Origin of the sequence: Acinetobacter sp. YH12046 (genome assembly GCF_013419905.1) — a bacterium.
Taxonomy (GTDB): domain Bacteria; phylum Pseudomonadota; class Gammaproteobacteria; order Pseudomonadales; family Moraxellaceae; genus Acinetobacter.
Genome location: NZ_VOZF01000011.1, coordinates 13918 through 35037 on the forward strand (window position 1 = coordinate 13918; position 21120 = coordinate 35037).

Consider the following 21120-nt stretch of genomic DNA (forward strand, 5'->3'; position numbering starts at 1 on the left):
AATTAAAGTTTCTCAGCTTTAGCAATCACTTCGTCAATACCACCAACCATGTAGAACGCTTGTTCTGGGATGTGATCGTATTCACCAGCTAGAAGACCTTTAAAGCCACGAATCGTTTCTTTAAGCGGTACAAGTTTACCAGGAGCACCAGTAAACACTTCAGCTACGTGGAACGGTTGAGAGAAGAAACGTTGGATCTTACGTGCACGGTATACAGTAAGTTTGTCTTCTTCTGACAATTCGTCCATACCAAGAATTGCGATAATGTCTTTCAATTCTTTATAACGTTGAAGAACGTTTTGAACTGAACGAGCGATTTCGTAATGCTCAGTACCAACTACAAGTGGATCTAGCTGACGTGAAGTAGAGTCAAGTGGATCAATCGCAGGGTAAATACCTTGAGAAGCGATGTCACGGCTCAATACAACAGTTGCGTCCAAGTGAGCGAACGTAGTTGCAGGCGATGGATCTGTTAAGTCATCGGCAGGTACGTATACCGCTTGGATTGACGTAATAGAACCAGACTTAGTAGATGTAATACGTTCTTGAAGAACACCCATCTCTTCTGCAAGAGTCGGTTGGTAACCTACTGCAGATGGCATACGGCCTAGAAGTGCTGATACTTCAGTACCCGCTAGTGTATAACGATAGATGTTGTCGACGAACAATAGTACGTCACGGCCTTTACCGTTTTCGTCTTTTTGATCACGGAAGTACTCAGCCATAGTCAAACCAGTCAACGCTACGCGTAAACGGTTACCTGGTGGCTCGTTCATCTGACCGTAGACCATTGCTACTTTGTCAAGAACGTTAGAGTCTTTCATTTCGTGATAGAAGTCATTACCTTCACGAGTACGTTCACCAACACCAGCAAACACAGATAAACCTGAGTGCGCTTTCGCGATGTTGTTGATCAACTCCATCATGTTTACAGTTTTACCAACACCGGCACCACCGAACAGACCAACTTTACCACCTTTCGCGAACGGGCATAGTAAGTCGATGACTTTAATACCAGTTTCTAGAAGGTCAGTAGAAGCCGCTTGTTCTGCATAAGAAGGCGCTTGACGGTGAATTGGTAAACGCTCTTCAGTCGCAACAGGACCAGCTTCGTCGATCGGGCGACCAAGAACGTCCATGATACGGCCAAGAGTCGCTGTACCTACTGGTACAGAGATCGGAGCGTTAGTGTTAGTTACGTTCAAACCACGCTTAAGGCCTTCAGTAGAACCCATTGCAATAGTACGAACTACGCCATCACCAAGTTGTTGCTGAACTTCTAATGTAGTTTCAGTACCGTCAACTTGGAGAGCGTCATAGATCTTAGGAACGCTGTTACGTTCAAACTCGACGTCGATAACCGCGCCGATGATCTGAATGATACGACCGCTACTCATTGCTGTCTCCTCAATTCAAACTAATATATGTTAAACGGCAGCGGCACCACCAACGATCTCAGAAATTTCCTGAGTAATCGCGGCTTGACGCAGCTTGTTATAAATAAGTTGCAGGTTCTTGATCAATTCACCCGCGTTATCAGTTGCAGCTTTCATTGCAACCATACGAGCAGACTGCTCACACGCGATGTTTTCGATCACACCTTGATACACCACAGACTCGATGTAACGAACCAACAAGCCATTTAAAAGCTCTTCAGCTTCAGGCTCGTAGATGTAATCCCAACCGTATTGACGGTTAAGCGTCTTGTCTTCTTCAGCAGCTGCCAAAGGAACAAGCTGTTCGATCTTTTGGTTTTGAGTCATGGCGTTGACAAAGCCGTTAGAAACCAGATAAATACGATCTAATTCGCCTTTATCATAAGCGTCTAACATCACCTGTACAGAACCAGATAACTGTTCAAGACTTGGAGTGTCGCCCACTTGAGTGGTCGCACCAAGCACTTTACCGCCGTAGTTTTTAAAAAACGAAACCGCTTTTTGACCAATCAAAGCAAATTGAACTTCAATTGACTGCTCTTGTTGCTGTTGAACGTGTTTTACCACTTTCTTGAACAGGTTAATGTTCAAACCACCAGCAAGGCCACGATCTGAAGACACAATGATATAGCCAACGCGCTTAACAGGACGTTCAACCATATAACGGTGTTTATATTCAGGATTCGCTTGTACCAAATGAGCAATTACACGGTGCATATTTTCGGCATACGGACGGCCTTGTGCCATGCGCTCTTGCGCACGACGCATCTTAGAAGCTGCTACCATCTGCATCGCGCGAGTAATTTTCTGCGTGCTTTTGATACTAGCTACTTTGGCGCGAATTTCTTTTAAATTTGCCATACGCTTAACCTAGTATTCGAAGGCCCTTACGAGCCCTCGAAGGTTGATTCCGTGAACCAAACCAACACCAATCTAGCAAGTTGCTAAATTAGTAAGTTTGAGTCGCTTTGAATTTTTCAATACCAGCTTTGAATTCAGCTTCGATATCTTTATCCCAAGCACCAGTCTCGTCAATTTTTTGCATTAACGCAGCGTGTTCTGAACGGAAGTAAGCAATTAACGCAGCGTCAAAGTCTACGATTTTCTTCACTTCTACGTCAGCCATGTAGCCTTCGTTAGATGCATAAACTGATACAGCTTGGTCAGCGATTGAGTATGGAGCATATTGTTTTTGCTTCATAAGCTCAGTTACGCGTTGACCGTGTTCAAGCTGTTTACGAGTTGCTTCGTCAAGGTCAGAAGCGAACTGAGCAAACGCTGCCAATTCACGGTACTGTGCAAGTGCAGTACGGATACCACCAGACAATTTCTTGATGACTTTAGTCTGCGCAGAACCACCAACACGAGATACAGAGATACCCGCGTTCACAGCAGGACGGATACCCGCGTTGAACAATGATGTTTCAAGGAAGATCTGACCGTCAGTAATCGAAATTACGTTGGTTGGTACGAATGCAGATACGTCACCTGCTTGAGTTTCAATAATCGGCAATGCAGTTAATGAACCAGTTTGGCCTTTAACTTCACCGTTAGTGAATTTCTCAACGTAGTCAGCAGATACACGAGAAGCACGTTCAAGTAGACGTGAATGTAGATAGAACACGTCACCTGGATAAGCTTCACGACCTGGTGGACGACGAAGAAGCAATGAAATTTGACGGTAAGCAACAGCTTGTTTAGACAAGTCATCATAGATGATCAGAGCGTCTTCACCGCGGTCACGGAAGTATTCACCCATTGTACAGCCAGAGTATGGAGCCAAGAACAGCATTGCTGCTGGATCGGCTGCAGCTGCTGCTACAACAGTTGTATACGCCATAGCGCCAGTTTCTTCCAGCTTACGTACTACGTTTGCAATAGTTGATTGTTTTTGACCAACTGCAACGTAGATACATTTAATGCCAGAGTTTTTCTGAGCGATGATCGCGTCGATCGCCATAGCTGTTTTACCAGTCTGACGGTCACCAATGATCAACTCACGTTGACCACGGCCTACTGGGATCATTGTATCTACTGATTTATAACCAGTTTGTACAGGTTGATCCACTGATTGACGCCAAATTACGCCTGGTGCTACTTTTTCAACAGCATCAGAAAGTTTTGCATCAATAGGGCCTTTACCATCAATCGGGTTACCCAAAGCGTCTACGACACGACCAAGAAGTTCAGGACCAACCGGAACTTCTAATACACGACCTGTACAACGAGCTTTTTGACCTTCTTGAAGGTTTAAGTAGTTACCTAAAACAACGACGCCCACTGAATCCTGTTCTAGGTTCAGTGCCATACCGTATAAGCCGCCGTCGAATTCGATCATTTCACCGTACATTGCATCAGCAAGGCCGTGAATGCGCACAATACCGTCGGATACCATAACAATGGTACCTTCGTTTTTAGCGGTCGCGCTGGTGTCCAGATCGCCGATACGCTGTTTAATGAGCGCACTGATCTCGGATGGATTCAGTTGTTGCATTGCGCTATACCTCAATCTTTTTAAAGTTCAGTCTTCTGATATGCAATTAAGCTAGAAGACGAGTACGCATTTTTTCAAGCTTATTAAGCGCAGAATCATCTATCACTTGGTCGCCTGCACGAATAACCACACCCGCGATTAATGCCGGGTTAACTTCTACAGAAACGTTTACTGCTGCATTGAATTTTTTCTCTAACGCATGAGTAAGAAGTTGTTCCTGTACAGAAGTCAACGGGAATGCTGATTCAATTACAACATCCACAGTATTGTTATTCTGTGATTTGAGCTGTTCATATTCTGCAGCGATTTCAGGAAGCAAAGCCAAACGTGCGTTTTCAGCAAGCATAGTCAAAAAGTTTGACACTGCAGGCGTTTGGTCTTCGCCTAAAACTTTAGCAAAAAGTGCCACCTGCTCAGCAGGTGTCAACTCAGGGCGATTTAGATAAGCTGAAAATGCTTCGTCTTGCACCGCAGCACTGAGCAAGTTAAGTGCTGTTGACCAATTGTCAGTTGCACCTTGCTCAGAAGCGTAAGCAAATGCTGCTTTAGCGTAAGGGCGTGCCAACGTCAAGAGTTCAGCCATAATCCGCCTCTCTTAAAGTTTAGCAGCCAGCTGAGTCAGCATGGCATTGTGAGCTTCTGCGTCAACTTGCTGGCTAAGAATTTTCTCAGCACCAGCAACTGCAAGAGCAGCCACTTGTTGACGTAATTCTTCGCGAGCAGCATTGATTTCAGTATCAACAGCTTCTTTAGCTTGTTGACGAATACGCTCACCTTCAGCTGACGCTTGGGTACGAGCTTCTTCGACCAATTGCGCTGCACGACGGTTCGCTTGTTCGATCAATTGAGCCGCTTGTGCTTTTGCCGCGTCCAGTTCAGCTTTCACTTGTGCTTGCGCATCTGCAAGGTCAGCCTTCGCTTTTTCAGCAGCGTTTAAGCCATCAGCGATTTTACGCTGACGTTCACTAATCGCATTGATTAGTGGTGGCCATACAAACTTCATGCAGAATGCGACGAAAATCGCAAACGCAATCGCTTGGCCAAACAATGTGAGGTTGATATTCATTGCAAATTCCTCAAATAGTGAATTTCGGAATTAAGCTGATTAACCTACAAATGGATTAGCGAAGATGAAGAACAAGCCAATACCAACACCGATCATAGGCACAGCATCAAGAAGACCCGCGATTAAGAACATACGAGTTTGAAGTTGTGGAGCCAATTCTGGTTGACGAGCTACAGCTTCAAGGAAACGGCCGCCTAGAAGACCAAAACCAATCGCAGTACCTAAAGCACCGAAAGCGATCAAGATAGCAGATGCAATTGCAACTAGACCTAAAGTGAGTTCCATGATAATTCCTCAGAGGTTAGGTTTATACCAAATTAAGTTAAAAAATTGTGCCCAACCATCCCGTGACAGTTAGGCAATACCATTAATGCTTTTCGCTTGCCATGCTCAAGTATACGATAGTCAGCATCATGAAAATGAATGCTTGTAGCGTAATAACAAGAATGTGGAAGATCGCCCAAGGCACAGATAACGCCCACTGGATCCAGAACGGTAATAACGCGATAAGAATGAAGATTAACTCACCCGCATACATGTTACCGAATAGTCGTAGAGCCAATGAAACTGGACGTGCAAGGAAGGTTACCAATTCCAGAATCAAGTTCACTGGAATAAGGATCGCTTTTGCAACTGGGTTACTTGGGTTAAATGGGTTAAGTGCTAGTTCACCAACGAAGCCGCCAACACCTTTTTCACGGATGCTGTAGAACAAGATAAGTGCAAATACAGACAATGACATACCAAGGGTAATGTTAGGGTCAGTAGATGGAACGATCTTGAAGTATACGTGGTGTGGATCAATACCAAACAGGCCACCAATCACGTGTTGAGCGACATAAGGAATCCAGTCAACCGGGATAAGGTCCATCAAGTTCATGAGGAAAATCCACACGAAGATGGTTAGCGCTAGTGGAGCGATCAAACGCGATTTACCATGGAAGGTATCGCGTACACTTGAGTCAACAAACTCGATAATCATTTCGATTGCAGACTGGAACTTGGTAGGAACACCAGAGTTTGCAGCTTTCGCTACGAGCCAGAATAACAAGCAGAAAATGATACCAAGGCCGATTGACCAACCCATTGAATCCAAGTGAATAGCAGTGAACCCCATCTGTTGAGCTTCAGCACCGTTCTCGGCCAATTTCCATGTACCGTCTGGCATTTTGCCATAGGTCATATTGGTCAAGTGATGCTTGATATACTCGGTCGAAGTAAGGGCATGTTCTTCAGCAGCCATAAATCACACCTGGTCAATGTCAAAAAACTATAGAACAAACGAATATCGCGTGCTGCTTGATATCTCGCCTGCTCCTAAAAAAACTTTTCAATTTTTTGTTGTGTTTAAACTCGTTTTTGTAGACGTGACACCCAAAAAGGAGCGACCCACGACATGGCTTGAACGAGCATAAAACCACAAAACAACGCAACCGGGGATAACGGCTTGACATTGCTTAAAATTAAAATGAAACCAACAATCACAATTGCAAACTTGCCCATCAAGCCTTTATACATGTTCGAAAGAACCTGCTTAGATGCCCGGGCTCCTGCCGCTCGAAATGATTGCCATGAAAAATAACAACTCGCAAGCCAGCAGACGAACGCCCCCAAAGCGGCACTCAAGGCTACGGTTGAGTCTTTCACGACCCAGCCAATCAAGGCTGAAACAGGAATCATTAATGCTTGTAAGAGGACTAAAGCTTTCGCTAATCGTCGGTCAATCAAGCGACTAGTTCGGCTCATTATTTATTCACTCACAGCAAGCATGCTTGACAAGTTTAGCTGATGATTATTTTTAATCGCAGGCATTATAGAGTTACACCCCTGAACATGCAATCTTTTCCCGACCTTAGTCGTGTTTTTTTCAACAGATCAAATGCTGGCAAACTAATCAAAACTTGATTATTTTTAAATCATTGATGGGCATTTAACACACATTTACGGGTTTGCTCGGCCAATTTCTGCCAGGCCTGGATAAAGTCCCCTGCCCCACTCATACTTTCATCGACACTCTGGAACACAATCGGTTTCAGTTTTCGGTACTGATTTTCACCAGCATGTGCTTCTGCCAGTAGACACATTTTGCTCTGCACACGACTGTCTTGCAGATACTTGATCTGCGCCACGGTTGGTGAGACATGCGGATCATCAGTCAAAGCCCCCATGAACTTCAGGTTCAATGGGCGTTCCAGATATTGATAGGCATCATGGTAGGACCAATAAGGTTGAGCTTTACTTGTAGAACTATAACGCTGTGCAGTCAAAAACATGGTTTGGGCAAAGTCACGCGCATTTTTCCAATAGACCTCCCGATGCTCAGGCAGCTGCTGAGAACGTAAGGCTGCAATGAAGAAACCGATGCGCACTGCATTGTTGGGATCGAGCCAGACATGGGTATCGACGGTATCTTTTAAGGCTTGCCCACGTGGATTACGCATTGGCAAAGTGGTCAGAATACCCGAATCTAAAATCGCGATACTTTTATTGTTATTGTTCAACACTTTTGCCAACGGTGCTTCATGTGCCTGCCCCAACCAGATCACCAGGCCGGCATCCTGAATCGTTTTACGGTGTGCCGGGGTGAGGCTGACATCATGACCGCTTTGATTGGCCAGTAATAAAGTCGGCTGTTCCACGCCTTGAGTAATGGTCTTGGCAATCAGATAAATCGGCTGCGTTGAAACCACCAGACTTTGCGACCAGCTAAGGGTACTGAACAAAGCCAAGCTACACAGGGCAAGGAAACGGAACATGAAGAGAAATCGCTATATAAGGACAAATTTAATAGTGTTATAATATAACAAAATTACAAAAATACCTATGCCCAATCGAAACTCTGGGCGCTTCATGTTAAGATTTGAAATCTTTTAATTTTCAGTTTCGCACCTGAGGTGAACTATGGGTTCATGTTCGCACGAACACCACAATGCATTGCACGGCGTACACGACCATCCAAATGTCGCGCAACGTCTGGCCGAAGCAGAGAGTCTTTGTGCGGCAAGTGGCGCACGCCTCACTCCTTTACGCAAAGAGGTACTGGAACTGATTCTGAATGCAAGCGGCCCGATGGGTGCGTATGACCTGCTGGCACAAATGAAAAATGCCAGCGACCGCCCCGCTGCCCCACCAACGGTGTACCGTACACTCGACTTTTTATTAGAAAAAGGCTTTATTCACCGCCTGACCTCTATTAATGCCTATATTCCCTGCTGCCATCCGCGTGAAGGTCATCAGGCGGCATTCTTGATTTGTACTGAATGTAAAGCCGTAAAAGAAGCATCTGCACAAGGTTTATTAGAACAACTGGATGCCTTGGCGGCTTCAGACGATTTTAGTGCACACCACAGCATTATCGAAATTTCAGGAATCTGTCAGCAGTGTCGCAACAAAGCTTGAATGCATCTCCCTTGATCCAGCTTTCCAAGATCTGGGTCAATATTGATGATCGTGACATTTTAAAGGCCATTGATTTCTCTTTGCAGGAGAAAGAGATTGTTACGCTGATTGGTCCGAACGGTGCCGGTAAGTCGACCTTAATAAAGGTCATGCTTGGGATCGTCAAACCGAAATCCGGTGAAATCAAAACGGCGCGCAAGCTAAAATTCTCTTATGTGCCACAGAAATTCAATCCTTCACATAGTCTGCCACTACGTGTCAAAGACCTGTTAGCTCTAGAAAAATGCCCTGCGGATATTACGGCAGAAATCATCCGTGATACCGGCATTGCCAAACTGGAAAATTCTAAAGTACAACAGCTTTCCGGCGGTGAACGTCAACGTGTGTTGTTGGCTCGCGCCTTATTACGTCAGCCGGATATTCTGGTACTGGATGAACCGATGCAGGGTCTAGATATTCAGTCTGAGGCTGAACTGTATGAATATGTGCGTAGCCTGCCGGAAAAATATGGCTGTGCCATTTTAATGGTCTCGCATGACCTGCAATGGGTGATGCAAGGCACGCATCGCGTGGTTTGTCTGAATAAGCATATCTGTTGTAGCGGCCTGCCAGAAAGTGTGCAGCAGCATCCAGAATATCAGGCCATCTTCGGTACTAACCGGGTATTCTACCAGCATCATCATGATCACTGTGCCCATGGTGACTCCGCGACACCTTGTCAGCACGATTCACGTCCCCACATTCACCCCGAGCCGGAAGCTTAAGCCATGATGGATTGGTTATCTCTCCTATTACCTGCATGGATTATGGGAACACTCTTGGTGTTCCTGACCGCACCACTCGGCTGTCTGATGCTGTGGCGCCGTATGTCTTTCTTTGCAGATACCATGGCACATGGTACTTTGCTCGGTGTTGCAATTGCTGGTGCGATGAGCCTGCCACTCTGGATGGGTGTCAGCTTTATTGCAGTCTTATTGGTCGCTGTACTTTGGGTACTGTATGACCCACGCTTGCCAAATGATGCGCTGCTTGCACTCTGCTCCGCCACCCTGCTCTGTTCAGGGCTGTTATTCATTCAGCATTTACCGAATTTAAGACCGGAACTGCTTAGCTATTTGTTTGGTGATCTACTCACCATTTCATGGACAGATCTTCCTACTTTTGCCGTCGTGATTATCTTGGCATCGGCCGTTCTATATAAAAGCTGGCAGGCACAAATCCAAATTGCAATTGATCCTGATATGGCGATCAGTGAAGGGGTGAATGCAAAACTGCAACGTCTGATCTTTATGCTGTTATTGGCATTGTTTACTGTATTGGCATTACGTGCGGTCGGTTCACTCTTGATGGGTGCATTGCTGGTGATTCCAGCTTTGACGGCTCGCCTACTGGCAAATTCTCCTCGTCAAATGGTGATCTGGGCTTTTGTGATTGCACAAATTGGTGTGACAGTCGGACTCTGGTCAAGTGCAGGTCTGAATACGTCAACAGGTCTGACCATTGTGCTGACCATGTCAGTGCTGTTTGCCGCTATTTTTATCCTACAGAAGTTTAAAAAACTGGCTTAAGGCATGGCAGGCAAATTTTATCTGATCAGTGCCTGCTTGCTCGGACACAAGGTCCGTTATGATGGTCGCGACTGTCTGGTAAAAGAGTTGGTCGATTATTTATTGCCGGATCAATATGTCACGATTTGCCCTGAAGTCAGTGGTGGTTTGCCTATACCCCGACCTGCAGCAGAGATTCAATCTGGCGATGGTCGAGAGGTGCTGCTGTACCAAGCTCATGTTATAGATATAAATGGTACAGATGTTTCCGATGCCTTTATCAAAGGCGCCTATGCCGCTTTAGATCTTGCCCAAAGATTTCAAGCGACACATGCCATCCTCAAAGCCAATAGTCCATCTTGCGGCAGCAAGCTGATTTATGATGGTTCATTTACTGGGAATAAAATTCAGGGTGATGGCGTGACGGCTGCATTATTTAAACAGCATGGTATGGAGGTCATGACTGAAGATGAATTTTTACAGATGATTCTTTAAGAGATCGTTGAATTCCCTCTCCTGTAAGAAGAGGTTCTCCTACTGATGCACTAGACTCAATAAAAATGCGGCTCCAGCGAACAAGCTGGCAAAAGTTCGATTCATGACTTTCTGCTGTTTTGGCGATTTCAGAAGACGCAGAACCTTGGCAGCCAGACCGGTATAGCCTGCCATCACGATCAGATCAATCGTTACCATAGTCGCGGCCATAATCACATATTGAATCCATTGCGGTTTAGATAAGTCCAGAAATTGCGGCAATACTGCCAGCAAAAATACAATCGCTTTGGGATTACTCATATTGACCAGAAAACCGTGGATGACGAGTTTCCCAGCTGATTTTCGTGCGAGTTCATGTTTAATTTCAATCGACTGCGCTGGTGCTTTCCACTGCAAAAGGGCCAGATACAGTAAATAAGCAACCCCAAACCATTTCACAGCAAGAAATGCCCAAGGTGTAGTCGCGAACAATACCCCTGCCCCGGCAGCCACAATAGCAATTTGAACCAATAGGGCGAGTTGCAGGCCGAGCGCATTCCAGTATCCATGTCGAAAGCCATAATTCAGTCCGCTCGACATTGAAGCAATAGCACCCGCACCTGGGGAAATACTGATCACCCAACAGGCTAACATATAAGCAAACCAGACTTGATAGGACATAGAGATTTAACTCATTCAAATTCAGGATCTAATTATATGACTTTTCCAATATTTTCAGCCAAAAAAATTGCTTAAACATCAGACTGCATACTATTCACTCTATAGCGCTTCAGGCACAATAGCAGGATTGGATACAGAAAATTTATTACAGGAGCCATGAATGACAGCCCAATCTGTAATTTTGCCATTACCTTCAGATCATGCTCGCTTTATTGTTTTACGCCTGAAAGATCTCAGTATTGAAGATTTTAAGGAACGATTAAAACAGCTATTTACGACACGCGATCGCCTGATTACCCAACATCCGAATGCGCAAATTAAAACGGCTGTCGCTTTTGGTCCTGAACTCTGGTCAAAATTGTATGAACAGGCACCTGCTGGTTTTAAACAATTAGAGCCAATTCAAGGTTCATTTAATATGCCTGTGGTACCGGCAGATGTGCTGATCCATATTGCCAGTGCGCGTGCCGATATCTGTTTCGCCTTGAGTCAGTCTTTCTTTGAAGGTATTCGCGATCAGGTTGAAGTACTAGATGAGCGTGTTTGCTTCCGTTACTTTGATGGCCGTGATATTACCGGTTTCATTGATGGGACTGAAAATCCGCAATTCCCGGATGATCGAGCTGAAGTGGCTTTACTGGGTGAAGATGCTGGCATTTTCCAAGACGGTTCATTCATTTTTGCACAGCGTTATGCGCATAACCTGGATAAATGGAAGAAACTCAAAGTCGATGCTCAAGAACAAGTGATGGGTCGTACCAAACTTGAATCGATTGAACTCGAGGATGAGGTAAAACCTGCCAATGCGCATATCGCTCGTACTGTCGTTGAAGATGAGGGAGGCGAGGAAATGGAAATTCTACGTCACTCTCTGCCTTATGGAGATGGTCGTGGTGACCAAGGTCTATTCTTCATTGCTTATACCAAAGACCTGAAAATCATTGATGCCATGTTAGTGCGCATGTTTGGTACATCAGGCGATGGGATCCATGACCGCTTGCTACACTTCGTGACTCCAATGGATGGTGCGTATTACTTTGCGCCGAGTGAGGAATTGCTGGAAGAGGTTTTGGAAGGGTAAAGTGAAAAGCCGATGAAAGTCGGCTTTTTAAATCAATTATTCTTAGAATGAGAATTCTTTTTTATTATTTCCTTCAAAATATTTTATATTCAAATTATTATCAATCTCTACATTCTTTCCTGCATATATATATTTTTCTGAAATTAAGTTAAAATCTTTAACTTTCATAATCCTTAAATTGGCCCCTTCTTCATCAAAAAACGGAGATACTATTAAAAAGAAATCTTTTTCTCCTTTCAAGAGCACACTCATTCCATCTTGAGGATTAATAAAGTTATACTTATTCAACATTGTTTGCGAAGATATCAATCTTAACCCATTACACTTATTTAATTTAATATTATTTATACATTTAAAATGAATATCGGATGAATAGGGCAATTTAGAAAATTCTTTATTATTTAAATTCAAATCCTCTATTTTACTTATACGACCTTTTTCAAAATTATAACATTCATCTTCAATATTAATATTATTATTTTTTAAAAAATAGGTAGTTCCTGATAAACAAATTTTATTACCCTTCTTATTGTATTTTATAATAGCAGGTTCATTATAAATCTCCCTTAACTTACCATCAACAAAATTACCTACCATCTGAGGAACAGGAATTACTTTTTTCCCTAACGGGTCTAATATAACTATCAGCTTAACAACTCTACTTTCACCTACACCTAAATCTCTATTATGATTTAAGATTAATAACACTTTATCATTTGAAAAATTAGGTAAATCTTTAATATGCTTATTATAAACCTCAAGCTTATCTTTCGAACAAAAATCAATATTTCCACCTTCAAAATAACATTTTGAGACATTATCTGAAGTTATCAATATATTTTCTTTGGGGTATGTACAACTCGAAAATCCTAAAATAGAAAGAAATAATAAAATTAATTTGAACTGCATTTTTAAAACCTATTTATTTGAATGATAAGTATGTATTTTCTCAAATATAACTTTAACTTTCTCAGTAGAATGTTTATTTGCTTTATTTGTTCTAGATTCATGGTAACCAATATTACCATCAGAAATAACCCCATATTTATTCTTTTTTCCCTTTGGTAAAGCAATTGAAGCCCACTCTTTAGAAGCATCAACCATAGCCTGTTCTACAGTTTTATTTCCATTAATAATCAGGTTATAGATAGATGAACGACCTCTTAATAAATGTTCCTTAAAGACTCTTTCTTGCATATCATGATCATACAACTCATTACCAGTCAAATTTAGTCTTGCTTTAGCTGCCGCTAGAGTAGAAGGAATCGTTTGATATTTCCCCGTTGCAAATCTTCTTCTATTATCATCCCATTTATATTTTTTCGCAGCCTCTAAAAGCTCATCAATAGTTTTCCCAGTAATTGTACCTGGCAAGTCATTCATTTTCCCATATTTGACCCTTTTCCCTTCAGGAGCTCCCGCATTCCAAGCTTCATAGCTACCTTCACCACTAGCAATTGCGTCCCCTAACTCTTTTACAAGATCATCAATAGTTTGGTCTGTTATTTTAGAAATAGTAGAAGTATTTACAATTATTCCTGCACAATTAAAAATAGAATTTATATTTAGTGATTTAGCAATCTCAACTATCGGCTTACCATTTAGATCTTTAATCTCTTTTTTAAAGTATTCATCATTAAAGTAAATACTCGAGAATCTTGTTACATCAAAATGAACCCAAGTAGTTGCTCCATTTGCTCCACTCTTAAATTTTGTTGGCTCTAAATATATTTTATCAGAAGCCCTTTCTTCACTTGCTCCCATTTTTACAGTCATAATTTCTTTTCTAATAAACTCTACATCTTCTATAGCCTTAGTTCTTTTCCCATTTTTTTTGATGTGTATATCTAGCGCTAAACCCATATGGTTTACTGTGGTTCTGCCTTTTTTCTTATTATCACCTATACATCTATAACCAGATTCAATATAAGCCACTTCAAGGCCTTTAGGTTTAAATTCATTTTTTAAATAGAAATTTAAAGATTTTAATATCCATATTAATGACCTATGTAATCCTGGATATTCATTGGCAGTATTAAAGCCTGACTTTGTATTTCTTCTATTCATACCATAGCCTGAACATTCTCCACAAGGGCAACTGGCTTTAGCCATAAAATTAGCAATCGGGTATTCATAATAAAACTTATCTAAAGCAACTAAAACACTGCCACATATTTTTCCAGTTTCTGGCACCCCCATATAATCTCTTTGAAACTGTTTAATACATTTCGCAGTTAAAGGAGTAAACTCATCTGTAGGTAATGCACCTCCAAATCCAGCTAATCTGATATTAACTTCTCTAATTAATTCACTTTGACCTTTTGATATACACTGAGGATTATTTTCACACAAATTTTTGGTATTGGTTTTAGGTGTTCCACTCTCTTGGCTACGGTCTTCTGTAATATCAATTTTTACCGATTCTGAAAGTGCTTTTTTCCCTTCTTCATACCATTCATTAAGTTGTTCTAACGCTTTCCTTTGGTATTCTTCAAATGTAGTAGCAATGCCTGTATCTGCCGTAGTAGCAACTTTTTTATCTTCTGTTTTACTTTTTTCTATTGGTTGAGTACTCGTTTTTTTATTCGTACTAATATTATTCCCTGTTGCAGGTGTATTAACTGGTAGCTTAATTACTTGGCCTATACTAATTCTATTAGCATCTTTTATTCTATTCAGCTTTTCAAGTGCTCGAACTGTGGTCTGATATTTCTGCGCAATAGATGATAAAGTTTCACCCTTTTCAATAGTATGTGTTTTACGCTTATAACTTCCCTGACTTCCATTATTATCAACTGTTTTTAAATCCAATAGAATTTTAGGGCTAATTACCGTGACAAGCATACGATCTTTCGACATTGTGAATGTCTGAACTTTTTTCATACCTATGCCAAAAAGGCTTTTGACGTAAATATCTAAAACTGTTCCTTTATCTCTTTGAATCTCGTATAGGCATCCTTTAGAGTTGGTAAAGCCACGCACTACATGTTGGCCTGTTTTACTATTTTTAACTTCATATTGAACTTTAGAAATTGGGTTACCCAATAAATCTAAAATTTGTATGGTTGCTAAAGACTTATTCACCATTTTTGTTTTTATATCCTAGTTATTATTATGTTCTATTAAATCTTCTACATCATAACCCTGAACATTTAATTCCCAATCATCATTAAGGCCTACTAAAACTTCAATCTTAGAAGGATCTGCTGTAGTCATTTTTTTAGTACGACCATGCTCATCAAGCTGACCTGATATATATGAATTTGTCTCTGGAATAAAAGCTTTATAAGTTAATGTACTGAAGTCAGATTGCCAAAATAAATCATATACATCCAGTCTGTTGCTATATAAAGGCTTGTTGGGAAGCTGAGGTACTTCATACGTTACGTTTGCTCCCCCCATAAAACTATGCTTCCCAGCCTTACACTCAAACTTCCCACTTGTAGTACTAAATACTCCCTGTCCATTAATCTTTAACTGAGATCCACCCGCAGTCAGTACAATTTCTTTAGGACTTATAATTTCAATCTGATCTTCAGTCGAAATAATTTTTATTTTTTGACGAGCAATTGTTTCTATTGCGTCATCTTGTGCCTGGAGTTCGACCTTCCCCTTTGCCGCAATGGCTTTTAATCCTTGTTGGGCTGCAAATAAACTGATCTTGTCCTGAGCGTGAGCAATCAAAGATTTCTGTGTGGAAAAATTAATATTATCCGCAGCACTGTGGTTAATCTGATGATCAGCTGAAAGGTATAGATCTTCATTAGTTGAGAGTGCAATTGAATTCGGTGCGCACAGCAGCATTAAAGCCTGTTTAAAGGTTTCAGCCTTGCTTTGATCTTGCTGTTCAATCTGATCCAGAAATTTTTTCAGATGATCTAACCCTTCTAAGGGATCTGTTTGCTGATTTTTGGCAATCTCACTTAAGGCTTTACTATGATTCAAACTAGATTCAAGCTGGCTTTTCGCAGGACTGGCATTTAAGTGATTGGCATTGGCATTTTCTTGTTTATAGGTAGAGAGAAGCAAGCCAGCTCCCGCTCTAAGTGCTCCCCATTGATCTGTTCTTAACTCAAAGCCCTCACCACGCCCGTCGCTAGCCTCATCTTCTTTTGGATGACTTAGATTTCCTAAATTTAGCTGACTGGCCCCATGACTACTTTGCAGCTGTGCACTAATCTGTCCAGTTGTATCATCGAAGCGAAGCTGGTTAAAACCTTCACCCTCCACCTCTTGAGAACGGATACCACTTAGTTTTTTAGTGAATGGCAACTGCCCCTTCTTATCAAACATAGTTTGATAACGTTCAGCTTCATGAATACGTCCAACAATAAAGGGACGATCAATATCCCCTTCGAAGAAATCAATCACTACGATTTCCCCGATACGTGGATGGAATCGGGCGCCATAACCTTCACCTGCCCATGGCGTTAGCACATCTACCCAGGCCGAATCAGTGTCATTATCATTGGCGCCAGCACCACCATCATGCTGATGATCTTCACTACGGGTAAATAAAAAACGAACCTTCACGCGTCCCCATTCATCGACATAAATAGTCTCACCTTCAGGCCCTACCACTTTCGCCCGTTGTGGATAGGCCACGGGCCGATGTTGTAGTGGATGATATTCAGGTATCACCAGAATATCTCGACGAATTAAATACAGCTCATTGCCTTGTCTCTCGTCATCCAGAACTTTCCAGCGACTGGACAGCATGAGCTGATCCACCTGTAGCAAAATGTCTTTTGGTAAATTATTCTGGTTATAGAAGTGTTTGCCCAAAATTAAAAATTCACGCTCATTGCACGGATGTTGATCAATTTCGGGATGATGATGCAGTTCAAACCAGTAACCCACTCGGGCATCACGAACCCTACTGCTGGCCTTAAAATATTTGGATTGCATGGCATGAAAGTGACTAAGTTGCTGACTGAGTTGATCCAGTTGAGCTGGACTGGATGATGTAGCCTGATCTTCTCTATTTAGGTCACTGGTCCAAGCTGGGCTGATGTTCCAGACATCTTCCAGATTTAAACTAGTATGATCCTGAACACTACTCTGCTGAATATTCACCAATCGCTGGTTTTGCTCCTGCTCCAGATCTATAGCTTGCCAGCGTTGCAATGCAACACTGTTTGGTACAAGTTGTCGCTCAGCGATTAGGCTGGTGATAGTATCGAATTGCTCAGTTGCATGACTGCGATGGAAGCGGATGGAACGGCGCTTTAAGGCTTGAAAATATTGCTGCTCATCAACAAGACGCAGGACTTGTGGCTGAATGGTTCGAGCTGATATTGAAATGATTAATTCCTTTTCATCAATCAGCCAGTTAATACCCTCACTACGCCATAGGCGGGTCAGAAAGTCATAATCACTTTCATTGGACTGTATGACCAATGGCCGTACATCATATTCACGATTTAGTCCGGAAAGATCCAAACTTAAACTTTGCGCAAATAAGCCACTTCGCTTTTGCCATTCAGCAAACAAAATTTCACTGATTTCTTTGACACTTTTATTCAAAAACACACGACTATTACGGCGTTTATGCCAAAGTGAAGTCGCATCTTCGAGAGTCAGCTGATAGACACTTAAAGCACCATCGCTATGCCCCTGTTTAGCTGCGGTAATGATACCTGTAGTCCGGAAAAGCTCACCTTGATCAGTGACCTGATCAACAGCAACCTGACAGCCAATAAACTGTTTTAAAGCAATATAGGGATGAGTGGATAGACAAAGTAATTCAGCATGTAGCCCCTCATTGATCCAGTGCCTGCCTTCAATACGCTGAATCAGAACCTGAGAATTTAAAATTTCATTGGAAAATCGGAGATGAAGTGCACGCTTCTGTGAGCTTAGACCCAAGCCCTCAAGCACCGTATAAATACTCTGTAGCATTTTATAATTATTATTTGAGGTTATTTTTATCGCACTGATTTTAGGGAATAAGCTTAGAACAATCCATCTTGGTATTTATTTCACATGAATTAACCACGAATAGCCTTAACCTGACCTTATATTCTCTATGCTTATGAAATAGAAGATGTATTCTGTTTCAACCTTTTCGATTTTTCTGATTATTTGCTGATTCACTTACTGCTACACTGAAAGCCGAATACTTTATATCTCCTACATCATCCTCGATTACAGGATAAGCCAGAGGCCAAGGACATGCTTGAGTTACATTCTAAACTTCCCAATCTGGGCGTTACTATTTTTAGTACTATGTCGGCCTTGGCACAAAAACTCGGAGCAATTAACCTGTCACAAGGTTTTCCAGATTTTCCTGCTCCACCGCAATTGATTGAAGCCCTCAGTCGGGCGGCTGAAAATGGTTTTAATCAATATGCACCGGGTGATGGTTTACCAGTATTACGTGGGCTGGTCGCTGATCTTTATCAGCATCGTGACCAGCTCATTCTAGACCCGGTAGATGAAATCACCATTACTCCTGGCGCAACGATTGCAATCTTCTGTGCAATTCAGGCAACGGTACGGGCGGGTGAAGAAGTCATTATTTTTGATCCCAGTTATGACAGCTATGCGCCAAGCGTGAAGCTGGTCGGTGCCAAACCGGTACATATCGCTCTGGAATATCCTGGTTTTTCTGTGGACTGGAATCAGGTCAAAGATGCAATCAATGACCGTACCCGCATGATTGTAGTGAATACACCGCATAATCCCACCGGAACGGTATGGACAGAGCAAGACTGGCAACAGCTGATTGAACTGATTCGTGATCGCAATATTGTAGTTCTGTCTGATGAAGTTTATGAACATCTGGTATTTGATGAAGTTCGTCATCATTCTGCAGCATCATTTCCGGAACTCCGTGAACGCAGTTTTGTGATTGGTTCTTTTGGTAAAACCTTTCATGTGACCGGCTGGAAAACTGGTTTCTGTGTTGCACCGCCAGCCTTAATGCAGATGTTCAGACAGATTTACCAGTTTGTCAGCTTCTGTGGTGTAACGCCAATTCAGGTGGCTTTGACTGAATATATGCAGCTACATTCTGAACATATCCATGAGCTGTCCGGTTTTTATCAGACCAAACGGGACCTGTTTAATCATGCACTTACAGATTCCCGTTTTCACTGGACGCCGTCTCAAGGTACCTATTTCCAGAATCTGGATTACAGTGAAATTCGTCCTGATCTGGATGCACTGTCGATGTGTCACTATCTGGCTGAACAGCATGACATTGTAGCGATTCCGGTATCAGCGTTTTATCAGGAGCCGCCTAAAGATTTACACTTATTACGCTTCTGCTTCGCCAAAAAAGATGAAACCTTAATAGAAGCGGCACAGATTCTTTCCAAAGTTTAAAAAAATAGACTTATTGGTTACTGAAAAGCTAAGGCGTTCTTGATGCGGATCAAGGATAATTTAGTCCTGATAAATATATGAAAAATCAAGAACAGGATGTCATATGGCACAGCAAGCATTGGTTCACCAGCAGAATTTATGGAAAACATTTTTTATTTTCCTGTTACCGCTGGTCGTTACCAACATCCTGCAAAGCCTGTCCGGTACGATTAATACTGTTTTTGTCGGGCAAATGCTCGGCGTGCAAGCAATTGCCGCTGTGGCAGTATTTTTCCCGATTCTGTTCTGTCTGATGGCTTTTGTGATTGGTCTCTCTGCAGGTTCTACGGTTCTGGTAGGACAAGCTTGGGGTGCCAGAAACCTGGAAAAAGTGCGCTGTGTAGTTGGCTCTACCCTGTTTATGACACTGATTGGTGGCAGCCTGATTGCCCTATTGGGTGTATTTTTTGCTGAAAATATCCTGCAATTATTAGGTACAGATCCGGATGTGATGCACCTGTCTTTGCCTTACGTGCAATGGATGCTGGCTGGTAGCCCACTGATTTTTATTTATATTATTTATACTTCAATTTTACGCGGGGTTGGAGACAGTACTACGCCACTGTTTGCCTCTGCTTTGACGATTGGCGTTGGCTTAGTGGTGACACCAGTCCTGATCGCCGGTTATTTCGGTTTTCCTAAAATGGGGATCATCTCTCCAGCAATTGCAACCATTCTGGGCAACTTGGCTGTTCTGTTATTTCTCATTCTCTATTTAAATTATAAGCGTCATCCTCTAAGACCAGACTGGGCGTTGATCAAAGATATCCGTCATCAGCCCCAGCTCAGTAAGATTATCCTGCGCTTAGGTATTCCGACTGGAGTTCAAATGGTGACGACTTCAGTCGCTGGTTTGGTCATTGTGGGTCTGGTTAACCGGTATGGCGCAGAAGCAACAGCGGCCTATGGTGCCGTGAATCAGGTGCTGAATTATATTCAGTTCCCTGCCCTTTCTATTGCCATTGCGGCTTCCGTCTTTGGGGCACAGGCCATTGGTGCTGGTAAAAATGATTTGCTCAATAAAGTGACCCGAACTGCCTTAAGTATGAATATCTTGTTCACAGGTAGTCTGGTGATTCTGGCTTATCTGTTTTCTAAATATCTGATGGCACTATTTATCACTGATCCGCAGGTCGTGGTATTGGGTCAGCAACTTCTCTTCATTGTCCTATGGTCGATTTTGTTCTTTGGTGCTAGTGCAATTTTCGCTTCGATCATGCGGGCCAGTGGCACAGTAACAATCCCTATGTTGATCAATATCATTGCCATTATTGGAATTGAAGTACCGGCTGCCTATATGTTCAGCCGCTGGTGGGGTTTACAAGGGATCTGGTATGGCTATGCCCTTGCCTTTGTCTGTCTTTGTATTATGCAAGGCTTGTATTACCAGTTTATCTGGAAGAAAAAGACCATCGAGGCACTGGTTTAATCTTCCGGCCTGAACTACTGGATAAACCTTAGTAAACCACCTCTAAAGAGCGTATTTCCTGCTTAATCCATATTTTTTATATGGATTCATTTTTATTATATTTTTCAGGCATGAAGATCCTTGTTATAAGCAGTGTATTGCATAA

General features: G+C 42.3%; 20 protein-coding genes. 7 read left to right on the forward strand and 13 right to left on the reverse strand.

The window, feature by feature from the left end:
• Nucleotides 1–2 precede the first annotated feature (2 nt).
• The 9 genes from atpD to FTU03_RS08295 form a co-directional block, all read right to left on the reverse strand.
• Nucleotides 3–1397, reverse strand: a complete 1395-nt coding sequence (gene atpD, locus FTU03_RS08255) for a F0F1 ATP synthase subunit beta (RefSeq protein ID WP_004780710.1) — start codon at nucleotides 1395–1397, stop codon at nucleotides 3–5.
• 30 nt (nucleotides 1398–1427) lie between these two features.
• Nucleotides 1428–2297: a F0F1 ATP synthase subunit gamma gene (gene atpG / locus FTU03_RS08260; RefSeq protein ID WP_004780708.1), complete on the reverse strand. Its 870-nt coding sequence runs from the start codon at nucleotides 2295–2297 to the stop codon at nucleotides 1428–1430.
• 88 nt (nucleotides 2298–2385) lie between these two features.
• On the reverse strand, nucleotides 2386–3930 hold the full coding sequence (gene atpA, locus FTU03_RS08265; RefSeq protein WP_179992713.1) for a F0F1 ATP synthase subunit alpha: 1545 nt from the start codon (nucleotides 3928–3930) through the stop codon (nucleotides 2386–2388).
• Nucleotides 3931–3976: 46 nt separating this feature from the next.
• Nucleotides 3977–4513, reverse strand: coding sequence for a F0F1 ATP synthase subunit delta (locus FTU03_RS08270; protein ID WP_179992714.1), 537 nt, complete (start codon nucleotides 4511–4513; stop codon nucleotides 3977–3979).
• Nucleotides 4514–4525: 12 nt separating this feature from the next.
• On the reverse strand, nucleotides 4526–4996 hold the full coding sequence (locus FTU03_RS08275) for a F0F1 ATP synthase subunit B (RefSeq protein WP_004780703.1): 471 nt from the start codon (nucleotides 4994–4996) through the stop codon (nucleotides 4526–4528).
• Between the two features lie 39 nt (nucleotides 4997–5035).
• Nucleotides 5036–5281 (reverse strand): F0F1 ATP synthase subunit C, encoded by a 246-nt coding sequence (gene atpE / locus FTU03_RS08280; protein ID WP_000424060.1) that lies wholly within the window; start codon nucleotides 5279–5281, stop codon nucleotides 5036–5038.
• A gap of 82 nt (nucleotides 5282–5363) precedes the next feature.
• Nucleotides 5364–6239 carry a F0F1 ATP synthase subunit A gene (gene atpB, locus FTU03_RS08285; RefSeq protein WP_004780701.1) on the reverse strand — a complete coding sequence of 292 codons (876 nt, stop codon included), beginning with the start codon at nucleotides 6237–6239 and terminating at the stop codon, nucleotides 5364–5366.
• Nucleotides 6240–6343: 104 nt separating this feature from the next.
• Nucleotides 6344–6742, reverse strand: a complete 399-nt coding sequence (locus tag FTU03_RS08290; RefSeq protein ID WP_166139355.1) for an ATP synthase subunit I — start codon at nucleotides 6740–6742, stop codon at nucleotides 6344–6346.
• Nucleotides 6743–6912: 170 nt separating this feature from the next.
• A complete protein-coding gene (locus FTU03_RS08295; protein WP_159124347.1) occupies nucleotides 6913–7752 on the reverse strand; it encodes a metal ABC transporter solute-binding protein, Zn/Mn family in 840 nt (279 codons plus the stop codon).
• Between the two features lie 145 nt (nucleotides 7753–7897).
• Between FTU03_RS08295 and FTU03_RS08300 the strand changes: the two genes are divergently transcribed.
• The 4 genes from FTU03_RS08300 to FTU03_RS08315 are packed head-to-tail and all read left to right on the forward strand — an operon-like array spanning nucleotide 7898 to nucleotide 10437.
• Entirely contained in the window at nucleotides 7898–8395 is a 498-nt protein-coding gene (locus tag FTU03_RS08300; protein WP_005233384.1) for a transcriptional repressor, read from the forward strand.
• Nucleotides 8377–9159 (forward strand): zinc ABC transporter ATP-binding protein ZnuC, encoded by a 783-nt coding sequence (gene znuC / locus FTU03_RS08305; RefSeq protein WP_179992715.1) that lies wholly within the window; start codon nucleotides 8377–8379, stop codon nucleotides 9157–9159. The genes FTU03_RS08300 and znuC overlap by 19 nt, the downstream gene beginning before the upstream one ends.
• Nucleotides 9160–9162: 3 nt before the next feature.
• Entirely contained in the window at nucleotides 9163–9963 is an 801-nt protein-coding gene (gene znuB, locus FTU03_RS08310) for a zinc ABC transporter permease subunit ZnuB (RefSeq protein WP_179992716.1), read from the forward strand.
• A gap of 3 nt (nucleotides 9964–9966) precedes the next feature.
• Complete coding sequence (locus tag FTU03_RS08315; RefSeq protein ID WP_179992717.1) at nucleotides 9967–10437, forward strand: DUF523 domain-containing protein; 471 nt, start codon at nucleotides 9967–9969, stop codon at nucleotides 10435–10437.
• A gap of 39 nt (nucleotides 10438–10476) precedes the next feature.
• Here the strand turns inward: FTU03_RS08315 and FTU03_RS08320 are convergent, their stop codons facing one another.
• Nucleotides 10477–11097 carry a LysE family transporter gene (locus tag FTU03_RS08320; RefSeq protein WP_179992718.1) on the reverse strand — a complete coding sequence of 207 codons (621 nt, stop codon included), beginning with the start codon at nucleotides 11095–11097 and terminating at the stop codon, nucleotides 10477–10479.
• A gap of 160 nt (nucleotides 11098–11257) precedes the next feature.
• Here FTU03_RS08320 and FTU03_RS08325 point away from each other — a divergent pair, with 160 nt between their 5' ends.
• Complete coding sequence (locus FTU03_RS08325; RefSeq protein ID WP_179992719.1) at nucleotides 11258–12178, forward strand: Dyp-type peroxidase; 921 nt, start codon at nucleotides 11258–11260, stop codon at nucleotides 12176–12178.
• Between the two features lie 42 nt (nucleotides 12179–12220).
• Here the strand turns inward: FTU03_RS08325 and FTU03_RS08330 are convergent, their stop codons facing one another.
• From FTU03_RS08330 to FTU03_RS08340, 3 genes are read right to left on the reverse strand one after another with little or no spacing between them, the layout of a single operon-like run.
• On the reverse strand, nucleotides 12221–13087 hold the full coding sequence (locus tag FTU03_RS08330) for a hypothetical protein (RefSeq protein ID WP_004895313.1): 867 nt from the start codon (nucleotides 13085–13087) through the stop codon (nucleotides 12221–12223).
• Nucleotides 13088–13096: 9 nt separating this feature from the next.
• Nucleotides 13097–15265 (reverse strand): LysM peptidoglycan-binding domain-containing protein, encoded by a 2169-nt coding sequence (locus FTU03_RS08335; RefSeq protein ID WP_004895314.1) that lies wholly within the window; start codon nucleotides 15263–15265, stop codon nucleotides 13097–13099.
• Nucleotides 15266–15280: 15 nt separating this feature from the next.
• Entirely contained in the window at nucleotides 15281–18079 is a 2799-nt protein-coding gene (locus FTU03_RS08340; protein WP_179992720.1) for a type VI secretion system Vgr family protein, read from the reverse strand.
• 273 nt (nucleotides 18080–18352) lie between these two features.
• Between FTU03_RS08340 and FTU03_RS08345 the strand changes: the two genes are divergently transcribed.
• Nucleotides 18353–19507, forward strand: coding sequence for a methionine aminotransferase (locus FTU03_RS08345; RefSeq protein ID WP_179992721.1), 1155 nt, complete (start codon nucleotides 18353–18355; stop codon nucleotides 19505–19507).
• Between the two features lie 103 nt (nucleotides 19508–19610).
• Complete coding sequence (locus FTU03_RS08350; RefSeq protein WP_179992722.1) at nucleotides 19611–20975, forward strand: MATE family efflux transporter; 1365 nt, start codon at nucleotides 19611–19613, stop codon at nucleotides 20973–20975.
• Nucleotides 20976–21120: the final 145 nt, after the last annotated feature.

Excerpts from the sequence above, each read along its gene's own strand:
- FTU03_RS08330 (WP_004895313.1), bottom strand. The coding sequence starts at position 13,087 with ATGCAGTTCAAATTAATTTTATTATTTCTTTCTATTTTAGGATTTTCG.
- atpB (WP_004780701.1), bottom strand. The coding sequence starts at position 6,239 with ATGGCTGCTGAAGAACATGCCCTTACTTCGACCGAGTATATCAAGCAT.
- FTU03_RS08275 (WP_004780703.1), bottom strand. The coding sequence starts at position 4,996 with ATGAATATCAACCTCACATTGTTTGGCCAAGCGATTGCGTTTGCGATT.
- FTU03_RS08295 (WP_159124347.1), bottom strand. The coding sequence starts at position 7,752 with ATGTTCCGTTTCCTTGCCCTGTGTAGCTTGGCTTTGTTCAGTACCCTT.
- FTU03_RS08350 (WP_179992722.1), top strand. The coding sequence starts at position 19,611 with ATGGCACAGCAAGCATTGGTTCACCAGCAGAATTTATGGAAAACATTT.
- FTU03_RS08335 (WP_004895314.1), bottom strand. The coding sequence starts at position 15,265 with ATGGTGAATAAGTCTTTAGCAACCATACAAATTTTAGATTTATTGGGT.
- FTU03_RS08340 (WP_179992720.1), bottom strand. The coding sequence starts at position 18,079 with ATGCTACAGAGTATTTATACGGTGCTTGAGGGCTTGGGTCTAAGCTCA.
- atpE (WP_000424060.1), bottom strand. The coding sequence starts at position 5,281 with ATGGAACTCACTTTAGGTCTAGTTGCAATTGCATCTGCTATCTTGATC.
- FTU03_RS08270 (WP_179992714.1), bottom strand. The coding sequence starts at position 4,513 with ATGGCTGAACTCTTGACGTTGGCACGCCCTTACGCTAAAGCAGCATTT.
- FTU03_RS08320 (WP_179992718.1), bottom strand. The coding sequence starts at position 11,097 with ATGTCCTATCAAGTCTGGTTTGCTTATATGTTAGCCTGTTGGGTGATC.
- FTU03_RS08290 (WP_166139355.1), bottom strand. The coding sequence starts at position 6,742 with ATGAGCCGAACTAGTCGCTTGATTGACCGACGATTAGCGAAAGCTTTA.
- znuB (WP_179992716.1), top strand. The coding sequence starts at position 9,163 with ATGATGGATTGGTTATCTCTCCTATTACCTGCATGGATTATGGGAACA.
- FTU03_RS08325 (WP_179992719.1), top strand. The coding sequence starts at position 11,258 with ATGACAGCCCAATCTGTAATTTTGCCATTACCTTCAGATCATGCTCGC.
- atpA (WP_179992713.1), bottom strand. The coding sequence starts at position 3,930 with ATGCAACAACTGAATCCATCCGAGATCAGTGCGCTCATTAAACAGCGT.
- atpG (WP_004780708.1), bottom strand. The coding sequence starts at position 2,297 with ATGGCAAATTTAAAAGAAATTCGCGCCAAAGTAGCTAGTATCAAAAGC.
- FTU03_RS08345 (WP_179992721.1), top strand. The coding sequence starts at position 18,353 with ATGCTTGAGTTACATTCTAAACTTCCCAATCTGGGCGTTACTATTTTT.
- atpD (WP_004780710.1), bottom strand. The coding sequence starts at position 1,397 with ATGAGTAGCGGTCGTATCATTCAGATCATCGGCGCGGTTATCGACGTC.
- FTU03_RS08300 (WP_005233384.1), top strand. The coding sequence starts at position 7,898 with ATGGGTTCATGTTCGCACGAACACCACAATGCATTGCACGGCGTACAC.
- FTU03_RS08315 (WP_179992717.1), top strand. The coding sequence starts at position 9,967 with ATGGCAGGCAAATTTTATCTGATCAGTGCCTGCTTGCTCGGACACAAG.